This window comes from Actinoplanes philippinensis (assembly GCF_900113015.1).
GTDB classification, from domain to species: domain Bacteria; phylum Actinomycetota; class Actinomycetes; order Mycobacteriales; family Micromonosporaceae; genus Actinoplanes; species Actinoplanes philippinensis.
The window spans coordinates 204,989-219,669 of the sequence record NZ_FONV01000012.1; the positions used below are offsets into that span (position 1 = coordinate 204,989).

Below are 14,681 nucleotides of genomic sequence, written 5' to 3' on the forward strand. Positions count from 1 at the left end.
GAAAATGCGCATCAAATGTCGGACGTCCATACCTCCTGGGAGCGCCGCTGCCGCCACCTGCGCCTCCACGAGTGGAGTGCTCCACCAGGGCACATTCAAGTCTCTTATGGACGCTTGGTTTCCATCCCTACCGGTGGGTAGAAATGTCTCACCGACAATTCACGCGGCCGGCGCCACAGACCGGTCCCGACCACTCGCGAAAGGGGGCGCACCGATGCGATCGCACATCGCGCTGATGTCCGTTCCGCTGCACGCCCACGTGAGTCCGATGCTGGGCGTGGCCGCCGAGCTGGTCGACCGCGGCCACCGGGTGACATTCGCCTCCAGCGGGGGCTTCGGCGCACTGATCGCCGAGACCGGCGCCACAGCGGTGACGTACCGGTCGACCCTCCCGGCCGACGGCGTGCCCGGTGCCGGCTGGCTTGCCGCTCCCGTCGCCCAGGAGATCGGCCGCGAGTGTGACGCCGCTTTTCCGCAGGTCGTCGCGGCGTACGGGGCGGACCGGCCGGACCTGATCGTCCACGACACGGTCACGGCGTTCGCGCCCCGGCTCGCCGGGCTCTGGAACGTGCCGCGGGTGCGGTTCTCCCCGACCCACGTCTACCTCCCGGCCGGCGAGGAGCCGGCCGTTCCCACGGTGGTCGCCATGCCGCGATCCCTGCAGGCCGATGTGGACCACGTCGGGCCGGAGCACCTCTTCGTGGGGCCGGTGCCGTGGCGCGGGCGGGCCGGTGAGGACTGGCACGCGCCGGCCGGCCGGCCGGTCGCGCTGGTGTCCCTCGGGAGCGGGCACCACGGTCGCGACGACGTGCCGATCCGCTGTGCCGAAGGACTCGCCGCCGCCGGCTGGCACGTCGTCACCGCCAGCGGCGGCTCCGATCTCCCGGCCGCCGCGGTGCTGGAGCACGCCTCGATCCTCGTGACCGCGGGCGGTGCGGGGGAGGTGCTCGACGCGCTGGCGTACGGTGTGCCGCTCGTGGTCGTACCGCAGGATGTCGAGCAGTTCCTGACCGCGGCTCGCGTGCAGGCCCTCGGCGTGGGCCGGATGATCACCCCGGAGCGGCTCTCGCCCGCGGCGATCCGTGCGGCGGCCGGGGAGCTCACCAGCGATCCGGCCACCCGTACCGCCCTGGACACGATGCGCGCCGAGATCCTCCTCTCCGGAGGGGCGCCCGCCGCGGCCGACCTCATCGAGAAGCAGCTGGCACACGGTGACGTCGCATGAGTGAGCCCGTATTCCGTACCGAGGAGATCCGCATGCCCCTTCTGGCCGAGAGCCTCGCCCTGCTCCTGCTCGACGACGAGAGCGGGCGCAGCACCGTCTCCCTGGGGCATCGCCATCGTGCGGTGGGCGGCGCCGTCCTGCTCGATCTGGCGCGCGCCGGCCGCATCACCGTCACACCGACAGCGCCCACGTCGTCCTCCGTGGCGGCCCGGCAGGCCCGGGTCGACGTGGTCGACGGCGGCCCGACGGGTGACACGGTGCTCGATGCGGCACTGTCCGGGCTCGGCGGACGGCCGACGGTGGGGTGGGCGGCCGAGAACGCCGGTCACCGGGCCTGGCGGCCGCTGCTGGAACGGCTGGCCGCCGACGGTGCGGTGCGGTTCGAGGAGCAGCGGGTGCTCGGCGTACTCAAGATCAGGACATGGCCCGCCGCGGATCCGTCCCGGGAGCAGGCGATCCGTGCCGCCATCACGGCGGCGCTGCGCGGTGACCCGCCGGCGGCCGATTCCGATGTGGAGGCCGCCGTGCTGATCGCCATCCTGCACGGCATCGATCACGTGCCCGGCGGGGACGACCCGGCCGTCCGGGCCCGAGCCGCGGAGATCGCCAGGTCCCCCCAGGTCGCCGGCTCGCCGGCGGACGCCTTCCCCGGCGTGGATCTCCTGCTGGCCACCATCCTCCTCGCCGTCAGCTGACCGCACCCCCGACGACATGACCGACGGGTCATCACCACGGTGACTCCATGAGCCGCCACCTGGACGGACGCCTTCCCACGGGGCTGTCCGTCCAGGTGGCCCGTAACGGCCCGACTCGGCATCCCCCGGCGAACTCGGCCGGGAGTATCGTGCAGAATCGGCCGGCCACACCATCAGAATCAGCGACATGAATTGCAGGTAGTCCACATGGCCACGCAGATTGTGCAGCCCGAGTTCGGGCGCCGTTTGCGGCGTCTGCGCATCGAGCGCGGAATGTCGCAGCGTGATCTCGCCGTGGGTGTGGTCAATCAGTCCTACATCTCGCTGCTGGAGAAAGGCTCACGCGTTCCGACGCTGGAAGTCGTCAGCCATTTGTCCGAGGTCCTCGGTGTTCCGGTCGACGAGCTCGCCGGCGTCGAGACCGGCTTCGCGGCCCCCGCCGCAACGGCGCCCGGCGTGACCGGCACCGGGCTGGCCCGGGAGCTGATCGTCAGCAGCGCCGTCGACCAGGGTGACCTGTCCCGCGCGGAGCAGGTGCTGACCGACGCCCTCCAGGAGGCGCGGCACGACGGGCAGCCGGCCGCGATGCTCAGCCACGGGCTGGCCCTGGAGCGGATTCTCGAGCAGCGCAACGACCGGGCCGGGCGCTACGAGCTGCTCACCGAGCTGGTGACGGTGGCCGAGCGGGCCGGGGTGCCGGAGGCGCTCGTGCGCACCCGGATCGCGCTCGCCGCCGCGGCCCGGGACGTCGGCCGGCTCACCGAGGCGTTCACCCACATCGAGCAGGCCCAGGCGGAGATCGCCGACACCGCGTTCGTCGGCGGCAGCGAGCACGTGCGCCTGCATGCCGTACACATCTCGATCCTCAGTGACGCCGGTGGCGGCGCCGAGATCACCCGCATCGTGGACCGCATGGTGGCGATGGCGGCCGAGGTGAAGAGCCTGACCATCTCCGGCCGGGCGCACTGGGTGGCGAGCATCGCGATGGCCCGCATCGGTGAGGTCGAGCGGTCGCTGGAGCACCTGCGGTCGGCCCGGGAGATGCTCGCGCACCCGACCACGTCGCTGCGGGACTGGGCCCGGTTCTCGGTGGCGGCGGTGTCCGCGCTGATGGACGCCGACGCGGACCTGAGCGAGATCACCTCGCGGATGGAGGCCGCCCGCGCGGCGATGGCCGCCGCCGAGACCGCGGCCACACCGTCGGCCGCCGCGAGCCTGGAAGTGCGATACGCGGTGGCCGTCGGTGAACCGGAACGCGCCCTGGAGATCGCCGCCACCGTCGACGAGACCGGCCTGTCCGGCATCGAGCAGGTGCGGTTCGTGCTCGCGGTCGGTCGCGCCCAGCGGCGGTGCGGCCTGCCCGAGGAGGCGGCCGCGTCGTTGCGCCGGGCGGCGCAGCTGGCCGAGGCCGCAGCCGCATACCGGCGGGCGAGCCAGATCTGGCGCGAGGTGACCGAGATCGCCTGACAGCCCGGCCCCACGCCGGCCGCCTCGAACACGCCGCCCCCAGAGCTGTCCCGCGTGCCTCGCGGCAGCATCGGCGTCCGGCCGAAGCGCGGCACCGACCGAGGCGTCTGCCGGGAAAAGGAGAACGGCCTCCGCGCGGTGTGCGCGGAGGCCGTTTCGTCTAGGAAGGTCGCGGCTCCCTCGCTGCCGCGGCCGACCGGATGTGTTCCGGGACGGGTGTTTCGGTGATCACCAGGGCCAGTCGTGGGTGATCGGCTGCTTCGGGTCGAGCGGGACGCCCGGGAGGTCGGTGGGGACGACGACGGGCTGGGTGGTCCCGGTGGCCGAGGTGGTCGGCTGCGGGGCGGTGATCTGCGTGCCGGTGAAGGCGATCGCGGCGGCGGCGAGGATGGTCGGCATCACCAGGTGGCGCGAGTTCTTCGTCATGGCTCAATGTCTACCGGCCCGCCGCTCGCCGGGTGGTCCCTGTATCGAAATCTTTGTGGATGATCGGCAACGGGGTGGCGGACCCGGGTGGGGTGCGCCGTAAGATCGCCCGCCCACGAGATCCGGACGAGTGTTTCAAGAGTTTCAATACGGTATTGAGCGCCGGTAACCGCGTTGTTGCAATTGTCCCGGCAGCGACCAGGGCATCGATAGCCGTCGTCCGCCTAATGCCTCGATCGGGGGCGAGCTGCCGCAATTGCCGGATCGGTATCGGAGGTTGGTCATGTCCCTTTCCCGCCATTTCCGTCGTGTCCTGACCGCCGCGGTGGTGATGACTGCGACGGCGGTCACCACGGCCGCGCCGGCGTTCGCGGCGGCTGTCATCCCGCTGAGCTGGACCGCGTCGTACGCCGGTGCCCAGGCCGGCGGCACCGCGACCTACACGCAGGACCCGTTCGGGATCACCCGGACCACGACGGTCAAGGGAGTCATCAAGACCGGCTCGGGGTCCGGTTGTTTCCACGCCGTGATCGACGCTCAGGGCACGTCGTGGACCTCGCCGGCGACGTGCTCGGGCGAGACCGCGCAGTCCTTCCTCACCACGTTCCAGGCCGTGTCGATCGGCCGCGTGCCGACCGTGCGACTGTGCTCGGCCGCAGGCACGTCGGCCTGCGGCACGGCGGTTCCGCTGTGGTGACCCGTACCTGATTCTCCCCCGGTCGAGCGGCCCAGTCATGAAATATGACTGGGCCGCTCGGCGTATGACGGCCGGGCTTGCCGAGATGTTGCTGTGAGGCTGCTGGGAATTCGCTCTACCAGGAGAAACGCGGAAGACCTGCGGTGATGACAGAGATTGACGATTCGGCTTGCGAATATTACGCTCATGACTACGCAGCGATGACAGAAGTCAACTGATCGGGATCGAACGTACGGGGGTCGAAATGAATGAGCGTGAACTCCTAGCCTTCGTGGCGGTCGCGGAGCACGGCCGGATGGATCTCGCCGCCAAGGCCCTGGGCTACTCGCAGCCCGCGGTCAGCTACCAGATCAAGTGCCTGGAGATGACCCTCGGCGCGAAGCTGTTCGTCCGTACCTCCTCGGGTGTGACCCTCACCCGGTCCGGCGCGCTCATGCTGCCTTCGGCGCAGGCGGTGCTGACCCTCATGCGCGGCATCAAGGCGACCACCGGAGACCTGGCGCTGGTCGCCTGACGAATCCGTACAACGAAGCCCCCGGGAGCCGAGTCCCGGGGGCTTCGTCGTGCAAAGGGTCGGAAGGTCCCGGCTGGACCGGCCGGCTGAGGGGCCGCGGCCGGCAAGGCGGGCATCGACCAGCGGCCGGGGCGCCGCACGGCGTCGGGCGGTGGGTCGCGCGGCGGTTCAGGCGGCGAACAGCGGGCGGACCACGAAGTAGAAGACGCACGCGAAGAACGCGGCCGCCGGGAATGTGGTGACCCAGGCGATCACGATGTTGCCCGCCACGTTCCAGCGGACCGCGCTGAGCCGCTTCGTCGCGCCCACGCCCATGATCGCCGAGGTGATGGTGTGGGTCGTCGAGATCGGCGCGTGCAGCACGAGCGCGTTGAAGTACAGCACCGAGCTGGCCACGGTCTCGGCCGCGAACCCTTCGGACGGGCCCAGGTCGATGATCTTGCGGCCCAGGGTACGGATGATCCGCCAGCCGCCCGCGTAGGTGCCGGCCGCCAGCACGGACGCCGATGTCCAGTACACCCACTCGGGGATGTGCGCCGAATCGGACTGGAACCCGCCCGTGTAGAGCGCCAGCACCACGATGCCCATGGTCTTCGCCGCGTCCTGCATGCCGTGCCCGATCGACATGCCCGCCGCCGAGACGGTCTGCGCCAGGCGGAAACCCCGGTTGAGCCGGCCGGGGTGCCCGCGCCGGAAGGCCCACATGATCGCGATCATGAAGATGAAGCCGAGCGCCAGGCCCACCACCGGCGACACCACCATGGGGATCAGCACCTTGTTGATGATGTTGTCCCACTGCACCTCGCCCACGGTGGCGAAGAGGGTGGCCCCGACCAGGCCGCCGAAGAGCGCGTGCGACGAGCTGGACGGCAGGCCGAAATACCAGGTGATCAGGTTCCAGGTGATGGCGCCGAGCACGCCGGCGAAGACGATGCCCAGGCTGGGGATCCCGATCGGCAGGTCGACCAGGCCGTCCCCGACCGTCTTGGCCACCTCGGTGCCCAGGTGCGCGCCGATGAAGTTGCCGACCGCGGCCATGGCCAGGGCCACCCGTGGGGTGAGGGCGCGGGTGCTGACGCTGGTGGCGATCGCGTTGGCGGCGTCGTGGAAGCCGTTCGTGTAGTCGAACGCCATCGCCGCGAGGATCACCGCCACGACGGCGATGAGTTCGGCATCCACGCTCTAGGACTCCTTGACCGCGATGGTCTCGATGGTGTTCGCCACGTGCTCGAAGGCGTCGCAGGCGGCCTCCAGCTCGTCGACGACCTCCTTCATCTTCAGCACGGTCAGCGCGTCGTACTCCCCGGAGAAGAGACGGACCAACAGCATCCGGTACGCCCGGTCGCCATCGTTCTCCAACCGGTTGATCTCGATCCAGTACTCCTCCATGCCCTTCAGCGAGCGCAGTTTCGGCATCGCCTCGGCGGTCACCTTGGCCTGCTGGTCCAGCACGGTGACCAGCTCGTGCATCTCGCGCGGCAGCGAGGGCAGATCGGTCAGGCCGTAGAGGTAGAGCAGGTTGCCGGCCGCCTCCAGGTGATCCATCACGTCGTCCAGCTGGGAGCCGAGCGAGTAGATGTCCTCCCGGTCGAACGGGGTGATGAAGGTGGAGTTGATCTTCTTGTAGAGCTCGTGGGTGATCGAGTCGCTGTCGTGCTCCACATCGCTCAGCCGGTCGGCCACCGATTGGACGTCCACTCCGGGCAGCGCCAGCTCGTTGAGCAGCTCGGTGCCCTTGACCAGGTTGTAGGCCGCCCTGGTGAACAGTTCGTAGAAGGCCCCCTCGACGGGGCGGAATGAGAACTTCACGGCGCGGACCTCGATCAACAGGCTTTATGAATGGATCTCCGAAGGCATGCTATCGGTCCACGCGGGTTCACCCTTCGCGACGGCCCTTAAACCGCCTCGTGACGATTCGCTGAACGTGGCGCGTTCGGGCGCGGCGCGGAACGGCGAACCGCCCTGGCCGGAACGTGTGGCAGGGGCACGCCGGCGACGGGGTGCCGGCGCAGGTGGCGGGCCAGTCCGGACAGGTCGGTGTCGGCGATCACGTCCACACCGGCCGTACCGAGTTCGGTCCAGATCGCGGCGCGGGCCTTGCGGGAGCCCTCCGGCAGCCCGGAGAACCGCACCTTGCGCCCGTCGGCGTGGGCCGCCCGGACCAGCGCGTGCAACTGGTGCCGTTCCTCGGCGGTGATCGGCTCGCACCCGTCCCAGCCGAACCGCCGTGACCACGCCTCGCTGACCATCGGCGCCAGCGACGGCGGGGTGGAGCGGGAGCCCAGGTCGTCGAGGGTGCCGTCGGCGAACGCGTACCGCTCGGTCTGCGCGGCCAGCAGCTCACGGACGTCGATGACGCCGGTCACCGTGACGGTCACCGCGGACGGCGTGAGCACTCCCGACCGGCACCGGCTGAGCAGCCCGGCGTGGTCCTGCAACTGCCGGTCCAGCACCCGATAGGCGTGCAGCAGCGCCTCCGGGTCACGGCTCGGCCCGCCGAACTCGATCACCAGCCGGAACGGCACACGCTGGTCGGGCCAGAGCCGTCCGCCGCCGGAGCGGGCCCGGGCGAAGATCGGGGCGAGGACCAGGCGACGCAGGGTACGGCCCGGTTGCGGCCGCCCCGGCCCGAGGAACAGCTCGCCGTGCGGTCCCGGCACCACCCGTACCGTCATGCCGGCCAGCCCGAGCCGGAGCACGCCGGGCAGCGGGTCGGTCGTGTCCGGGCCGATCAACGCGTGTCCGGCGGGGAGAAACGAGCGGGTGCGGCGCAGGATCGCGACCGTGACCGCGCCACCGGCTCCGGCCAGCCCGGCCAGTCCGCCCGCGATAGTCGCCATGTCCTGCACCGAGCACCGTCCGATTCGTACTTTATGGGTATTTCATACTGTGGCACAGCTGATACCCGTACACCGGGAATGTCGCGCAGAATTCGTGTCATGCCGTCACCGTCCGCGGTCGAGTTCGAGGCCCAGCGCTCGTACCTCATGGCCGTCGCCTATCGCATGCTCGGCAGCCGTGCCGAGGCCGAGGACGCGGTCCAGGAGGCCTGGCTGCGCTACGCGCAGCAGACCGAGGAGATCCGGGATGTGCGGGGGTGGCTCACCACGGTCACCGCACGGATCTGCCTGGACCAGCTCAACTCCGCTCGGGTACGCCGTACCGCGTACCCCGGTGAGTGGCTGCCCGCCTTCGTGATCGAGCCGGACGCCGACCCGGCCCGCCACGCCGAGCTGTCCGACCAGGTCAGCGTCGCGCTGCTCGTGGTGCTGGAACGGCTCACCCCCGAGCAGCGGGTCGCGTTCGTCCTGCACGACGCGTTCGCGGTGCCGTTCGACGAGGTGGCCGCGGTGCTCGACAGCACACCGGCGGCGGCCCGCCAGCACGCCTCCCGGGCTCGCAAGGCGGTCGCCGACGGCGGGATCCGGCACACCGCCGGGCTCGCCGAGCAGAAACGGGTGCTCAGCGCGTTCCTCGCGGCGGCACAGACGGGCGACATGCGTACCCTCGCTGCCGTGCTCGCACCCGATGTCGTCGCCATCGGCGACGGAGGCGGAGTGGCCCGCACCGCCCTGCGCCCGATCCACGGCGCCGACAAGGTGGCCCGGTTCTTCACCGGCCTGCTCAACTACCGTCTCGCCGACGTCACCGACATCAAGGTCGAGCCGGTCATCGTCAACGGCTCGGCCGCCATGCTCCTGCGGGGCAGCCGCCCGGACGGCAGCCGGCTCGTCGTGGTGAGCGCGGTGGCGGTCGACGAGGGCCGGATCACCGGCATCTTCAACCAGCAGAACCCGGAGAAGCTAATCCTCCCGGGGAGTGACCTCGAGTAGGTGCTTGCGGTAGTGCGAGGCGAACGGCTCGGTGCCGTCGCCGAGCGCCGTCATCAGGTGGCGGGAGGCCGCGAACGCGTGCTCGACCAGGTCGTCCGGATAGCCGAACTCGACCCGGTGCTCGGCGAACTCGTCCTCGTCACGCAACTCGACGAGGCCCGTCTCGCGGCGGCGCACCGCGTCCAGGTCCAGGTCGATGATGTGAACCGTGTCACCCTCCCAGCGGGCCGGCGTGGTGATGTCGCAATACACCTCGCTGGTCCGCGGTGGTGGGTTGAACATCCCCGTCCACCAGGCGTGATGCGGGATGAGCAGGACGAACGGGATCTGCTCGACAGAGGGCCGGCCGTGGTAGACCGACGCCGTGCCCCGGGTCACGCCGACCCAGATGCCCAGGTCGTCCTCGGCCAGACGACGGGCCGGGTAGTCACGATGCGCCGAACCGTCGTACTTCGTGTAGATGACCCGGACCATCTCGCTCGGCATGGGTTGCACCCTAGCGGTGACCCGGATATGTCGGTGGTGGCGGGTACGGTTCCTCCGTGCCCGCAGCCAGTAAGAAAAAGGCAACCGCCGAGCAGATCCTCGCCGCCGCCGTCGGGGCCGTCCCCGGCGGTTCCGCCCGCCCAGGTCAGCAGGCCATGGTCGAGGCGATCGACAAGGCCGTGAAGAACAAGGAGCACCTGCTCGTCCAGGCGGGCACGGGCACCGGCAAGAGCCTCGGCTACCTCACACCGGCGTTGCTCGTCGACGGCCCGGTCGTGGTCTCCACCGCCACCCTGGCCCTGCAGAACCAGCTGGTCGAGCACGATCTGCCCCGGCTCGCCGAGGCGGTCCAGCCGGTGCTCGGGCGCAAGCCCACGTTCGCCGTGCTCAAGGGCCGGCACCACTATCTCTGCGCGGCGAAACTCGAGCACGCCGACGAGGAGGGCCCCACCGACACCCTCTTCGACGCCGAGCCGGCGGCCCCCAGAGCCGGCCAGTGGCTCGGCGAGGGCGCCCGGCTCGGCAAGCAGATCCTGCGGATCCGGAAATGGTCGGAGAAAACGCAGACCGGCGACCGCGACGAGCTCGACCCCGGCGTCGAGGACCTCGCCTGGCGGCAGGTCTCCATGCCGGCCCGTGACTGCGTCGGGGCCGGCCGTTGTCCGTATGGTGCGGAGTGCTTCGCCGAGGCCTCCCGCGCCCGGGCCCGCGAGGCCGACATCGTCGTCACCAACCACAGCCTCCTCGCCGTCGACATGATCGCCGGCCGGCAGATCGTCCCGCCGCACAAGCTGCTCATCGTCGACGAGGCGCACGAGCTGGCCGACCGGGTCTCCTCGGCGGCGCAGGCCGAGATCACCCCCGAGGCCGTCGAGCGGGCCGGCCGTCGCTCCCGCACCATGATCACCCCGGCCGCCGCCGAGTCCCTGGCCGAGGCCGCCGACGCGCTCACCGTCAGCCTCGCCGACCTCCCCGCCGGGCGGCTCACCGACGGCCTGCCCGAGCGGTTGCGCCTGGCCGTCTCCATGATCGAGTCCGCCACCCGGGCCGGCCTCACCGCGATCGGCGAGATCAAGTCCGACGATCCCGACCCGGTCGGCAAGCAGCAGGCCAAAGCCGTCCTCGACGAGCTGTCCACGACCTCGCAGCGCCTGCTGGAGGACAATTCGTACGACGTTGCCTGGGTGGAGAAATCCGACCTGGGCGGCGGGCGGCGGGCCCTTGTGGTGGCGCCGCTCTCGGTGGCCGGCACGCTCGCGGAAAACCTCTACGCCGACCGGACCGTGGTGGTCACCTCGGCCACGCTGACCCTGGGCGGTCGTTTCGACACGGTGGCCCGGTCGCTCGGCCTGCCGGTCGCGGCCCCGGGTCCGTCGGGCACTGCCGCCTCCGGCTCGGCGTCGGCCTCCGGCTCGGCCCGGGCTTCCGGCCCTGCCTCGGCTTCCGGCCCCGCTTCGGCTTCCGGCCCCGCTTCGGCTTCCGCGTCGGGTTCTTCATCCGGCTCCGCTTCAGGTTCTGCGTCGGGTTTCGCTTCTGGCGCCGGCCGTGCTTCTGGTTCTGCTCCCGGCTCGGTGCGGGCTTCCGGTTCCGCCGCGGCGTCCGTTCCCGCCTCCGGTGACGGGTGGACGTCGCTCGATGTCGGTTCCCCGTTCGATTACCCCAAACAGGGCATTCTGTATGTTGCGGCGCACCTGCCCCGGCCCGCGGCCTCCGGTCTGCCCGACGCGGCCGGGGCCGAGCTGCTCCGGCTGGTGGAGGCGCTCGGTGGGCGTACTCTCGGGCTCTTCTCCTCCCGCAAGGCGGCGACCCAGGCCGCCGAGCTGCTCCGCGCCAAAACCGACCTGCCGATCCTGCTCCAGGGTGAGGAGACGCTGCCGATCCTGGTCCGCAAGTTCAAGGAGGACAAGGCGAGCTGCCTCTTCGGCGTGATGTCCCTGTGGCAGGGCGTCGACGTCCCCGGCGACTCGTGCCAGCTGGTGGTCATCGACCGGTTGCCGTTCCCCCGCCCGGACGAGCCCTTGGCCGCCGCTCGTGCAGCCGCCGTCGATGCTTCGGGTGGTTCCGGTTTCTCCGCCGTCAGCGTCCCGATCGCCGCGGTCCGTCTGGCCCAGGGGGTGGGCCGCCTGATCCGCTCCACCGGAGACAAGGGCGTGGTCGCCGTCCTCGACTCCCGCCTGGAGACGGCCCGCGGTTACGGCGCCTTCCTCCGCAAGTCCCTGCCCCCGTTCTGGTACACCACACGCCCGGACGTCGCCGAAGGAGCCCTACGCCGCCTGGCCAACGCCTGAACCACCCTCCACCAGGCACCCCACCGCCGCCGCCCGGCTTCCGTGGCCGGTCTCGTGACGGCTGTCCGTTTCACATGAGCGCCCCATCCGCGGGGCGAGGCGCCTCCCCGGCCGCCCGGTCTCTCGTGTGATCTGCCCACTTCGCAGCCACGGCGTTCCCGTGGGGAGATGGGCCTTCCGGATGGTCGCCTGGGTTTGTCGCGTGACTCACCTGCCTCGCGGCGACGAGCCTTTCCTGGGCGGCTCGCCCTGCGCGGCGGCGGGGGCATTCCGGGTGGTCGGCCGGCTTTTCGTGTGGCTTGCCTGCCTGGCGGCGACCGCCGTTCCCGTGAAGGGGGGAAGGTCGGCCTTCAACCCGCCGGCTCGCCGTCTGCGTGGGGCCGGTTCGATCGTTCGCGGCGCCCCATGTGCGCCACGGTCGCCGGTGAGGGTCTTGTGAAGGTCGGCGAGGATGGGCGGGAAGACGCAAGATCTACGACGGACGGGGCTGTTGGTGACGGGGTCATTGGAGATCGCTTGCACGTTTCTCGTCGACCGGAGCGGCGCCCTGCTGCTGCAACTGCGGGATGACAAGGCGTCCTACTACCCGAACGTCTGGGGCCTGCCCGGTGGCGCCGTCGAGGATGGCGAGACACCCGGCGAAGCGGCCGTCCGGGAGTTGTGGGAGGAGACGCGCCTGCGGCCGGACGGGCCGTTGCAATTGTTCGCGCGCCAGGAACTGCCCGCCCAGGGCGCCCACCGGAGCCGGGTGAAGAACTACTTCTACGGCACGACCTCCGCAGGTCAGGACGACGTGGTCCTCGGCGAGGGCGCGGCGATGCTCTTCATCCCGGCGGCCGAGGTGCTGGACCGCCCGTTCACGCCGGGCAGCGCGGAGATCATCGAGCGCTTCCTGGCCTCCTCCGAGTACGCCGCTTTCCGGTGACGAGTTGCTCCGCTTTCCGGTGACGAGTGCGCCTGCTCCCACCCGATGATCAGGCCGATCAGGCGACGTTGAGCTGGATGTCTCCGATTCGGGCCACAATCTCGACGTGTCCCCCTAGGCCGGCGACGTAGACGCGGAGAACATCCAGGGTCATCCCGTCGCCGCTCTCGATCTGGCTGATTCGGGCCTGGCTCAGGCCGGTGGCTTCGCCGAGCTGGCTCTGGGTCATGCCGAGCTGTTTGCGGATGTCGGCGAGACGGGCGCCGCTGACCGTGGCGAGCATCTGCTCACGCATGCGGCTGCGGCGTGCGGTGCGGTCGGGGCTGTCCCAGTCCGGGTCGGTGGTGCGAGCCTTCGCCTTGACGTCGCGCCAGTTCGCGGCTTCGGTCATCGCTCACCCTCCTCGTTCAGCGCCTTGAGATGTTCGGCGAATCGAGCGTCGGCCAATGGGATGGCGTGTTCATACCATTCTCGCCAATGACCGGACTTGTCTCCTGCCACTAGGAAGATGGCTTCCCTCGCCGGATCGAAAGCGAAGATCATCCGGATCTCGGTGGCGCCGGAGGAGCCCGGCCGTAACTCCTTCATGTTGTGAAACCCGCTGCCTTTGAGGCGGTCCACCAGCGGTCGCCCGAGGGTGGGGCCTCGTTCGGCGAGGATGTCGATGGCCTCGGCGATGAGGTCCGCACTGCCGGGATCGGCGAGGCACAGGTGTAAGAACCACTCCTCCACCTCGGGATGGAGTCTAATCTCCCACATCCGGCGAGTATAAATAAAACTTATATCACCGCTGAGTCGTGTGTCGGCCGATCGGACGTGGCGTGTCACCATGGCTGCCGTGACGGGGCCGGGGTATGGGTATCCGCCGCCGGAGGGAACCGGGCCGCGGCGGCGATGGCTGTGGGCCGCGGTCGGGATCTGGGGTGTGGTGCTGATCGGCATCGGCTTCTGGTCGGTGCGCAACGATCCGCCGACCGTGCCCGAGCAGCGTGACGTCGGGCGGGCCGTGGCGGTGCTCCGGGTCGCGTCGGGGGCGGTGGTCGCGGCGGCTCAGGATGAGCGGTGGGTGCTGAGCCTCGGGGCGCTCCAGGTCGAGAAATGTGCGATCACCCCGGTGTGGGACGGGCAGGAGGCGAGCCGCGCGGTCGGCCTCTACGTGCCCGAGGGTGACGCGCGGGCGGCGCTGGACACCGTCGTGAAGCGGTTGCCCGCGGATTATCGGGCGGGCGTGGTCACCAGCCGTGGAGGCACGCGGCTGACGTTCTTCGCCGACGCGGGGGAGCAGGTCGGGATCGAGTCGGAGGCGAACTCGGCTGATCATCTGCTCACGCTGCGGGTCTTCACCGGCTGCCGGCCGGCCGTGGGCGACCTGGATCTGACCGATCCACCCGCCGGGGCGGCGCCGGCCGTGCTCGACAGCACCGTCGCCGCGATCACCGCCGGGAGCACGGCGCCGGCAAGCGCGAGCCCGGCGGCGACGCCCGGTGCCGAGGGCGTGGCGGCGGAGGCCCGGGCGGTGGCCTGTCCGGGCGGCGGGACGATGTCGACGTTCGTGCGTGATGCGGGCCCGGCCGCGCCGGAGAGCGGGCCGAAAGGGGTGCCCGAGGGGACGGTCCCGGTGTGGTCGGACGCGGGCGGCTGGGCGTACCGCAGCGGGTCGGAAAGTGTGGTGGTCACCGCGGACCGTGATCGTTTCCGGGTGAGCGTGACCACCGCCTGCCGGGCCGGCTGAAAGCCGGAGGCCCGTCAGTAGACGAGGGCCTGGGCGCCCTCGGCCATGATCTCCTCGACGAAGACGGCGGCGCCGGCGATGCGGATGCCGGGGACGACGTCGGCGGGGGTGATCTCGCGGCGGGCCGCGCACTGGGTGCAGGCGGTGACGCGGCCGGCTTCCAGGAGGAGTTCGAGCAGGTCGGTGAGGGGAGCGGCGTGGGCCAGCTGAAACGTCGCGGCCCGGCCGGGCAGGGCGAACCAGGTGGACTCACCGGTCAGCCACAGGGACACGTCGACACCGGCGGTGGCGGCCGTCGCGGCGACGTTGAACGCCTGGTTGCAGCGCTCCGGGGCGTCGGCGCCGGCGGTGGCCTTGACGACCAGCAAACGTGCCATACCGGCCAGCATAAGA

General features: G+C 70.7%; 17 protein-coding genes. 9 read left to right on the plus strand and 8 right to left on the minus strand.

All coding sequences use genetic code 11. The features are described from left to right. Positions 1-214: 214 nt before the first annotated feature. From BM290_RS31385 to BM290_RS31395, 3 genes are all read left to right on the plus strand, one after another. Positions 215-1,225, plus strand: coding sequence for a nucleotide disphospho-sugar-binding domain-containing protein (locus BM290_RS31385; RefSeq protein WP_093619523.1), 1,011 nt, complete (start codon positions 215-217; stop codon positions 1,223-1,225). After that, the gene (locus BM290_RS31390; protein ID WP_093619524.1) at positions 1,222-1,920 is read left to right on the plus strand and encodes a GOLPH3/VPS74 family protein; all 699 of its coding nucleotides are present in this window, start codon (positions 1,222-1,224) and stop codon (positions 1,918-1,920) included. Before BM290_RS31385 ends, BM290_RS31390 begins: the two co-directional genes overlap by 4 nt. A 207-nt stretch (positions 1,921-2,127) precedes the next feature. Continuing rightward, positions 2,128-3,387, plus strand: a complete 1,260-nt coding sequence (locus tag BM290_RS31395) for a helix-turn-helix domain-containing protein (RefSeq protein ID WP_093619525.1) — start codon at positions 2,128-2,130, stop codon at positions 3,385-3,387. A 228-nt stretch (positions 3,388-3,615) separates the two neighbouring features. Here the strand turns inward: BM290_RS31395 and BM290_RS31400 are convergent, their stop codons facing one another. Further along, positions 3,616-3,813, minus strand: a complete 198-nt coding sequence (locus BM290_RS31400; RefSeq protein ID WP_093619526.1) for a hypothetical protein — start codon at positions 3,811-3,813, stop codon at positions 3,616-3,618. A 283-nt stretch (positions 3,814-4,096) separates the two neighbouring features. Between BM290_RS31400 and BM290_RS31405 the strand changes: the two genes are divergently transcribed. Together BM290_RS31405 and BM290_RS31410 are read left to right on the plus strand one after the other, a co-directional pair. Next, positions 4,097-4,510: a hypothetical protein gene (locus tag BM290_RS31405; RefSeq protein WP_093619527.1), complete on the plus strand. Its 414-nt coding sequence runs from the start codon at positions 4,097-4,099 to the stop codon at positions 4,508-4,510. A gap of 244 nt (positions 4,511-4,754) precedes the next feature. After that, on the plus strand, positions 4,755-5,024 hold the full coding sequence (locus BM290_RS31410; RefSeq protein WP_093619528.1) for a LysR family transcriptional regulator: 270 nt from the start codon (positions 4,755-4,757) through the stop codon (positions 5,022-5,024). A gap of 168 nt (positions 5,025-5,192) precedes the next feature. On the opposite strand, the gene BM290_RS31415 is transcribed toward BM290_RS31410, so the two are convergent. The 3 genes from BM290_RS31415 to BM290_RS31425 all read right to left on the minus strand — a co-directional run bounded on the left by BM290_RS31415 (position 5,193) and on the right by BM290_RS31425 (position 7,864). Beyond that, positions 5,193-6,203 (minus strand): inorganic phosphate transporter, encoded by a 1,011-nt coding sequence (locus BM290_RS31415; protein WP_093619529.1) that lies wholly within the window; start codon positions 6,201-6,203, stop codon positions 5,193-5,195. Between the two features lie 3 nt (positions 6,204-6,206). Next, positions 6,207-6,833 carry a DUF47 domain-containing protein gene (locus BM290_RS31420; protein ID WP_093619689.1) on the minus strand — a complete coding sequence of 209 codons (627 nt, stop codon included), beginning with the start codon at positions 6,831-6,833 and terminating at the stop codon, positions 6,207-6,209. An 86-nt stretch (positions 6,834-6,919) separates the two neighbouring features. Further along, on the minus strand, positions 6,920-7,864 hold the full coding sequence (locus BM290_RS31425) for a PI-PLC domain-containing protein (protein WP_093619690.1): 945 nt from the start codon (positions 7,862-7,864) through the stop codon (positions 6,920-6,922). Positions 7,865-7,963: 99 nt separating this feature from the next. Here BM290_RS31425 and sigJ point away from each other — a divergent pair, with 99 nt between their 5' ends. Then, positions 7,964-8,857: an RNA polymerase sigma factor SigJ gene (sigJ, locus tag BM290_RS31430; RefSeq protein WP_093619530.1), complete on the plus strand. Its 894-nt coding sequence runs from the start codon at positions 7,964-7,966 to the stop codon at positions 8,855-8,857. On the opposite strand, the gene BM290_RS31435 is transcribed toward sigJ, so the two are convergent. Then, positions 8,828-9,343, minus strand: coding sequence for a DUF402 domain-containing protein (locus tag BM290_RS31435; protein ID WP_093619531.1), 516 nt, complete (start codon positions 9,341-9,343; stop codon positions 8,828-8,830). The genes sigJ and BM290_RS31435 overlap by 30 nt on opposite strands. A gap of 56 nt (positions 9,344-9,399) precedes the next feature. On the opposite strand from BM290_RS31435, the gene BM290_RS31440 reads away from it, so the two are divergent. Both BM290_RS31440 and BM290_RS31445 read left to right on the plus strand, forming a co-directional pair. Continuing rightward, the gene (locus tag BM290_RS31440) at positions 9,400-11,631 is read left to right on the plus strand and encodes an ATP-dependent DNA helicase (RefSeq protein ID WP_093619532.1); all 2,232 of its coding nucleotides are present in this window, start codon (positions 9,400-9,402) and stop codon (positions 11,629-11,631) included. Between the two features lie 493 nt (positions 11,632-12,124). Further along, positions 12,125-12,556 carry an NUDIX hydrolase gene (locus BM290_RS31445; RefSeq protein ID WP_239143791.1) on the plus strand — a complete coding sequence of 144 codons (432 nt, stop codon included), beginning with the start codon at positions 12,125-12,127 and terminating at the stop codon, positions 12,554-12,556. 58 nt (positions 12,557-12,614) lie between these two features. Here BM290_RS31445 and BM290_RS31450 read toward each other — a convergent pair whose 3' ends face one another. After that, positions 12,615-12,947 carry a helix-turn-helix domain-containing protein gene (locus BM290_RS31450; RefSeq protein ID WP_093619534.1) on the minus strand — a complete coding sequence of 111 codons (333 nt, stop codon included), beginning with the start codon at positions 12,945-12,947 and terminating at the stop codon, positions 12,615-12,617. Beyond that, positions 12,944-13,315 (minus strand): type II toxin-antitoxin system RelE/ParE family toxin, encoded by a 372-nt coding sequence (locus tag BM290_RS31455; protein WP_093619535.1) that lies wholly within the window; start codon positions 13,313-13,315, stop codon positions 12,944-12,946. The genes BM290_RS31450 and BM290_RS31455 overlap by 4 nt, the downstream gene beginning before the upstream one ends. Positions 13,316-13,385: 70 nt before the next feature. On the opposite strand from BM290_RS31455, the gene BM290_RS31460 reads away from it, so the two are divergent. Further along, positions 13,386-14,288 (plus strand): hypothetical protein, encoded by a 903-nt coding sequence (locus BM290_RS31460; protein ID WP_239143792.1) that lies wholly within the window; start codon positions 13,386-13,388, stop codon positions 14,286-14,288. Positions 14,289-14,302: 14 nt separating this feature from the next. Here BM290_RS31460 and BM290_RS31465 read toward each other — a convergent pair whose 3' ends face one another. Next, on the minus strand, positions 14,303-14,677 hold the full coding sequence (locus tag BM290_RS31465) for a DsrE family protein (RefSeq protein WP_093619536.1): 375 nt from the start codon (positions 14,675-14,677) through the stop codon (positions 14,303-14,305). Positions 14,678-14,681: the final 4 nt, after the last annotated feature.

Excerpts from the sequence above, each read along its gene's own strand:
- BM290_RS31465 (WP_093619536.1), bottom strand. The coding sequence starts at position 14,677 with ATGCTGGCCGGTATGGCACGTTTGCTGGTCGTCAAGGCCACCGCCGGC.
- BM290_RS31450 (WP_093619534.1), bottom strand. The coding sequence starts at position 12,947 with ATGACCGAAGCCGCGAACTGGCGCGACGTCAAGGCGAAGGCTCGCACC.
- BM290_RS31410 (WP_093619528.1), top strand. The coding sequence starts at position 4,755 with ATGAATGAGCGTGAACTCCTAGCCTTCGTGGCGGTCGCGGAGCACGGC.
- BM290_RS31455 (WP_093619535.1), bottom strand. The coding sequence starts at position 13,315 with ATGTGGGAGATTAGACTCCATCCCGAGGTGGAGGAGTGGTTCTTACAC.
- sigJ (WP_093619530.1), top strand. The coding sequence starts at position 7,964 with ATGCCGTCACCGTCCGCGGTCGAGTTCGAGGCCCAGCGCTCGTACCTC.
- BM290_RS31390 (WP_093619524.1), top strand. The coding sequence starts at position 1,222 with ATGAGTGAGCCCGTATTCCGTACCGAGGAGATCCGCATGCCCCTTCTG.
- BM290_RS31400 (WP_093619526.1), bottom strand. The coding sequence starts at position 3,813 with ATGACGAAGAACTCGCGCCACCTGGTGATGCCGACCATCCTCGCCGCC.
- BM290_RS31395 (WP_093619525.1), top strand. The coding sequence starts at position 2,128 with ATGGCCACGCAGATTGTGCAGCCCGAGTTCGGGCGCCGTTTGCGGCGT.
- BM290_RS31460 (WP_239143792.1), top strand. The coding sequence starts at position 13,386 with ATGGCTGCCGTGACGGGGCCGGGGTATGGGTATCCGCCGCCGGAGGGA.
- BM290_RS31435 (WP_093619531.1), bottom strand. The coding sequence starts at position 9,343 with ATGCCGAGCGAGATGGTCCGGGTCATCTACACGAAGTACGACGGTTCG.
- BM290_RS31405 (WP_093619527.1), top strand. The coding sequence starts at position 4,097 with ATGTCCCTTTCCCGCCATTTCCGTCGTGTCCTGACCGCCGCGGTGGTG.
- BM290_RS31385 (WP_093619523.1), top strand. The coding sequence starts at position 215 with ATGCGATCGCACATCGCGCTGATGTCCGTTCCGCTGCACGCCCACGTG.
- BM290_RS31425 (WP_093619690.1), bottom strand. The coding sequence starts at position 7,864 with ATGGCGACTATCGCGGGCGGACTGGCCGGGCTGGCCGGAGCCGGTGGC.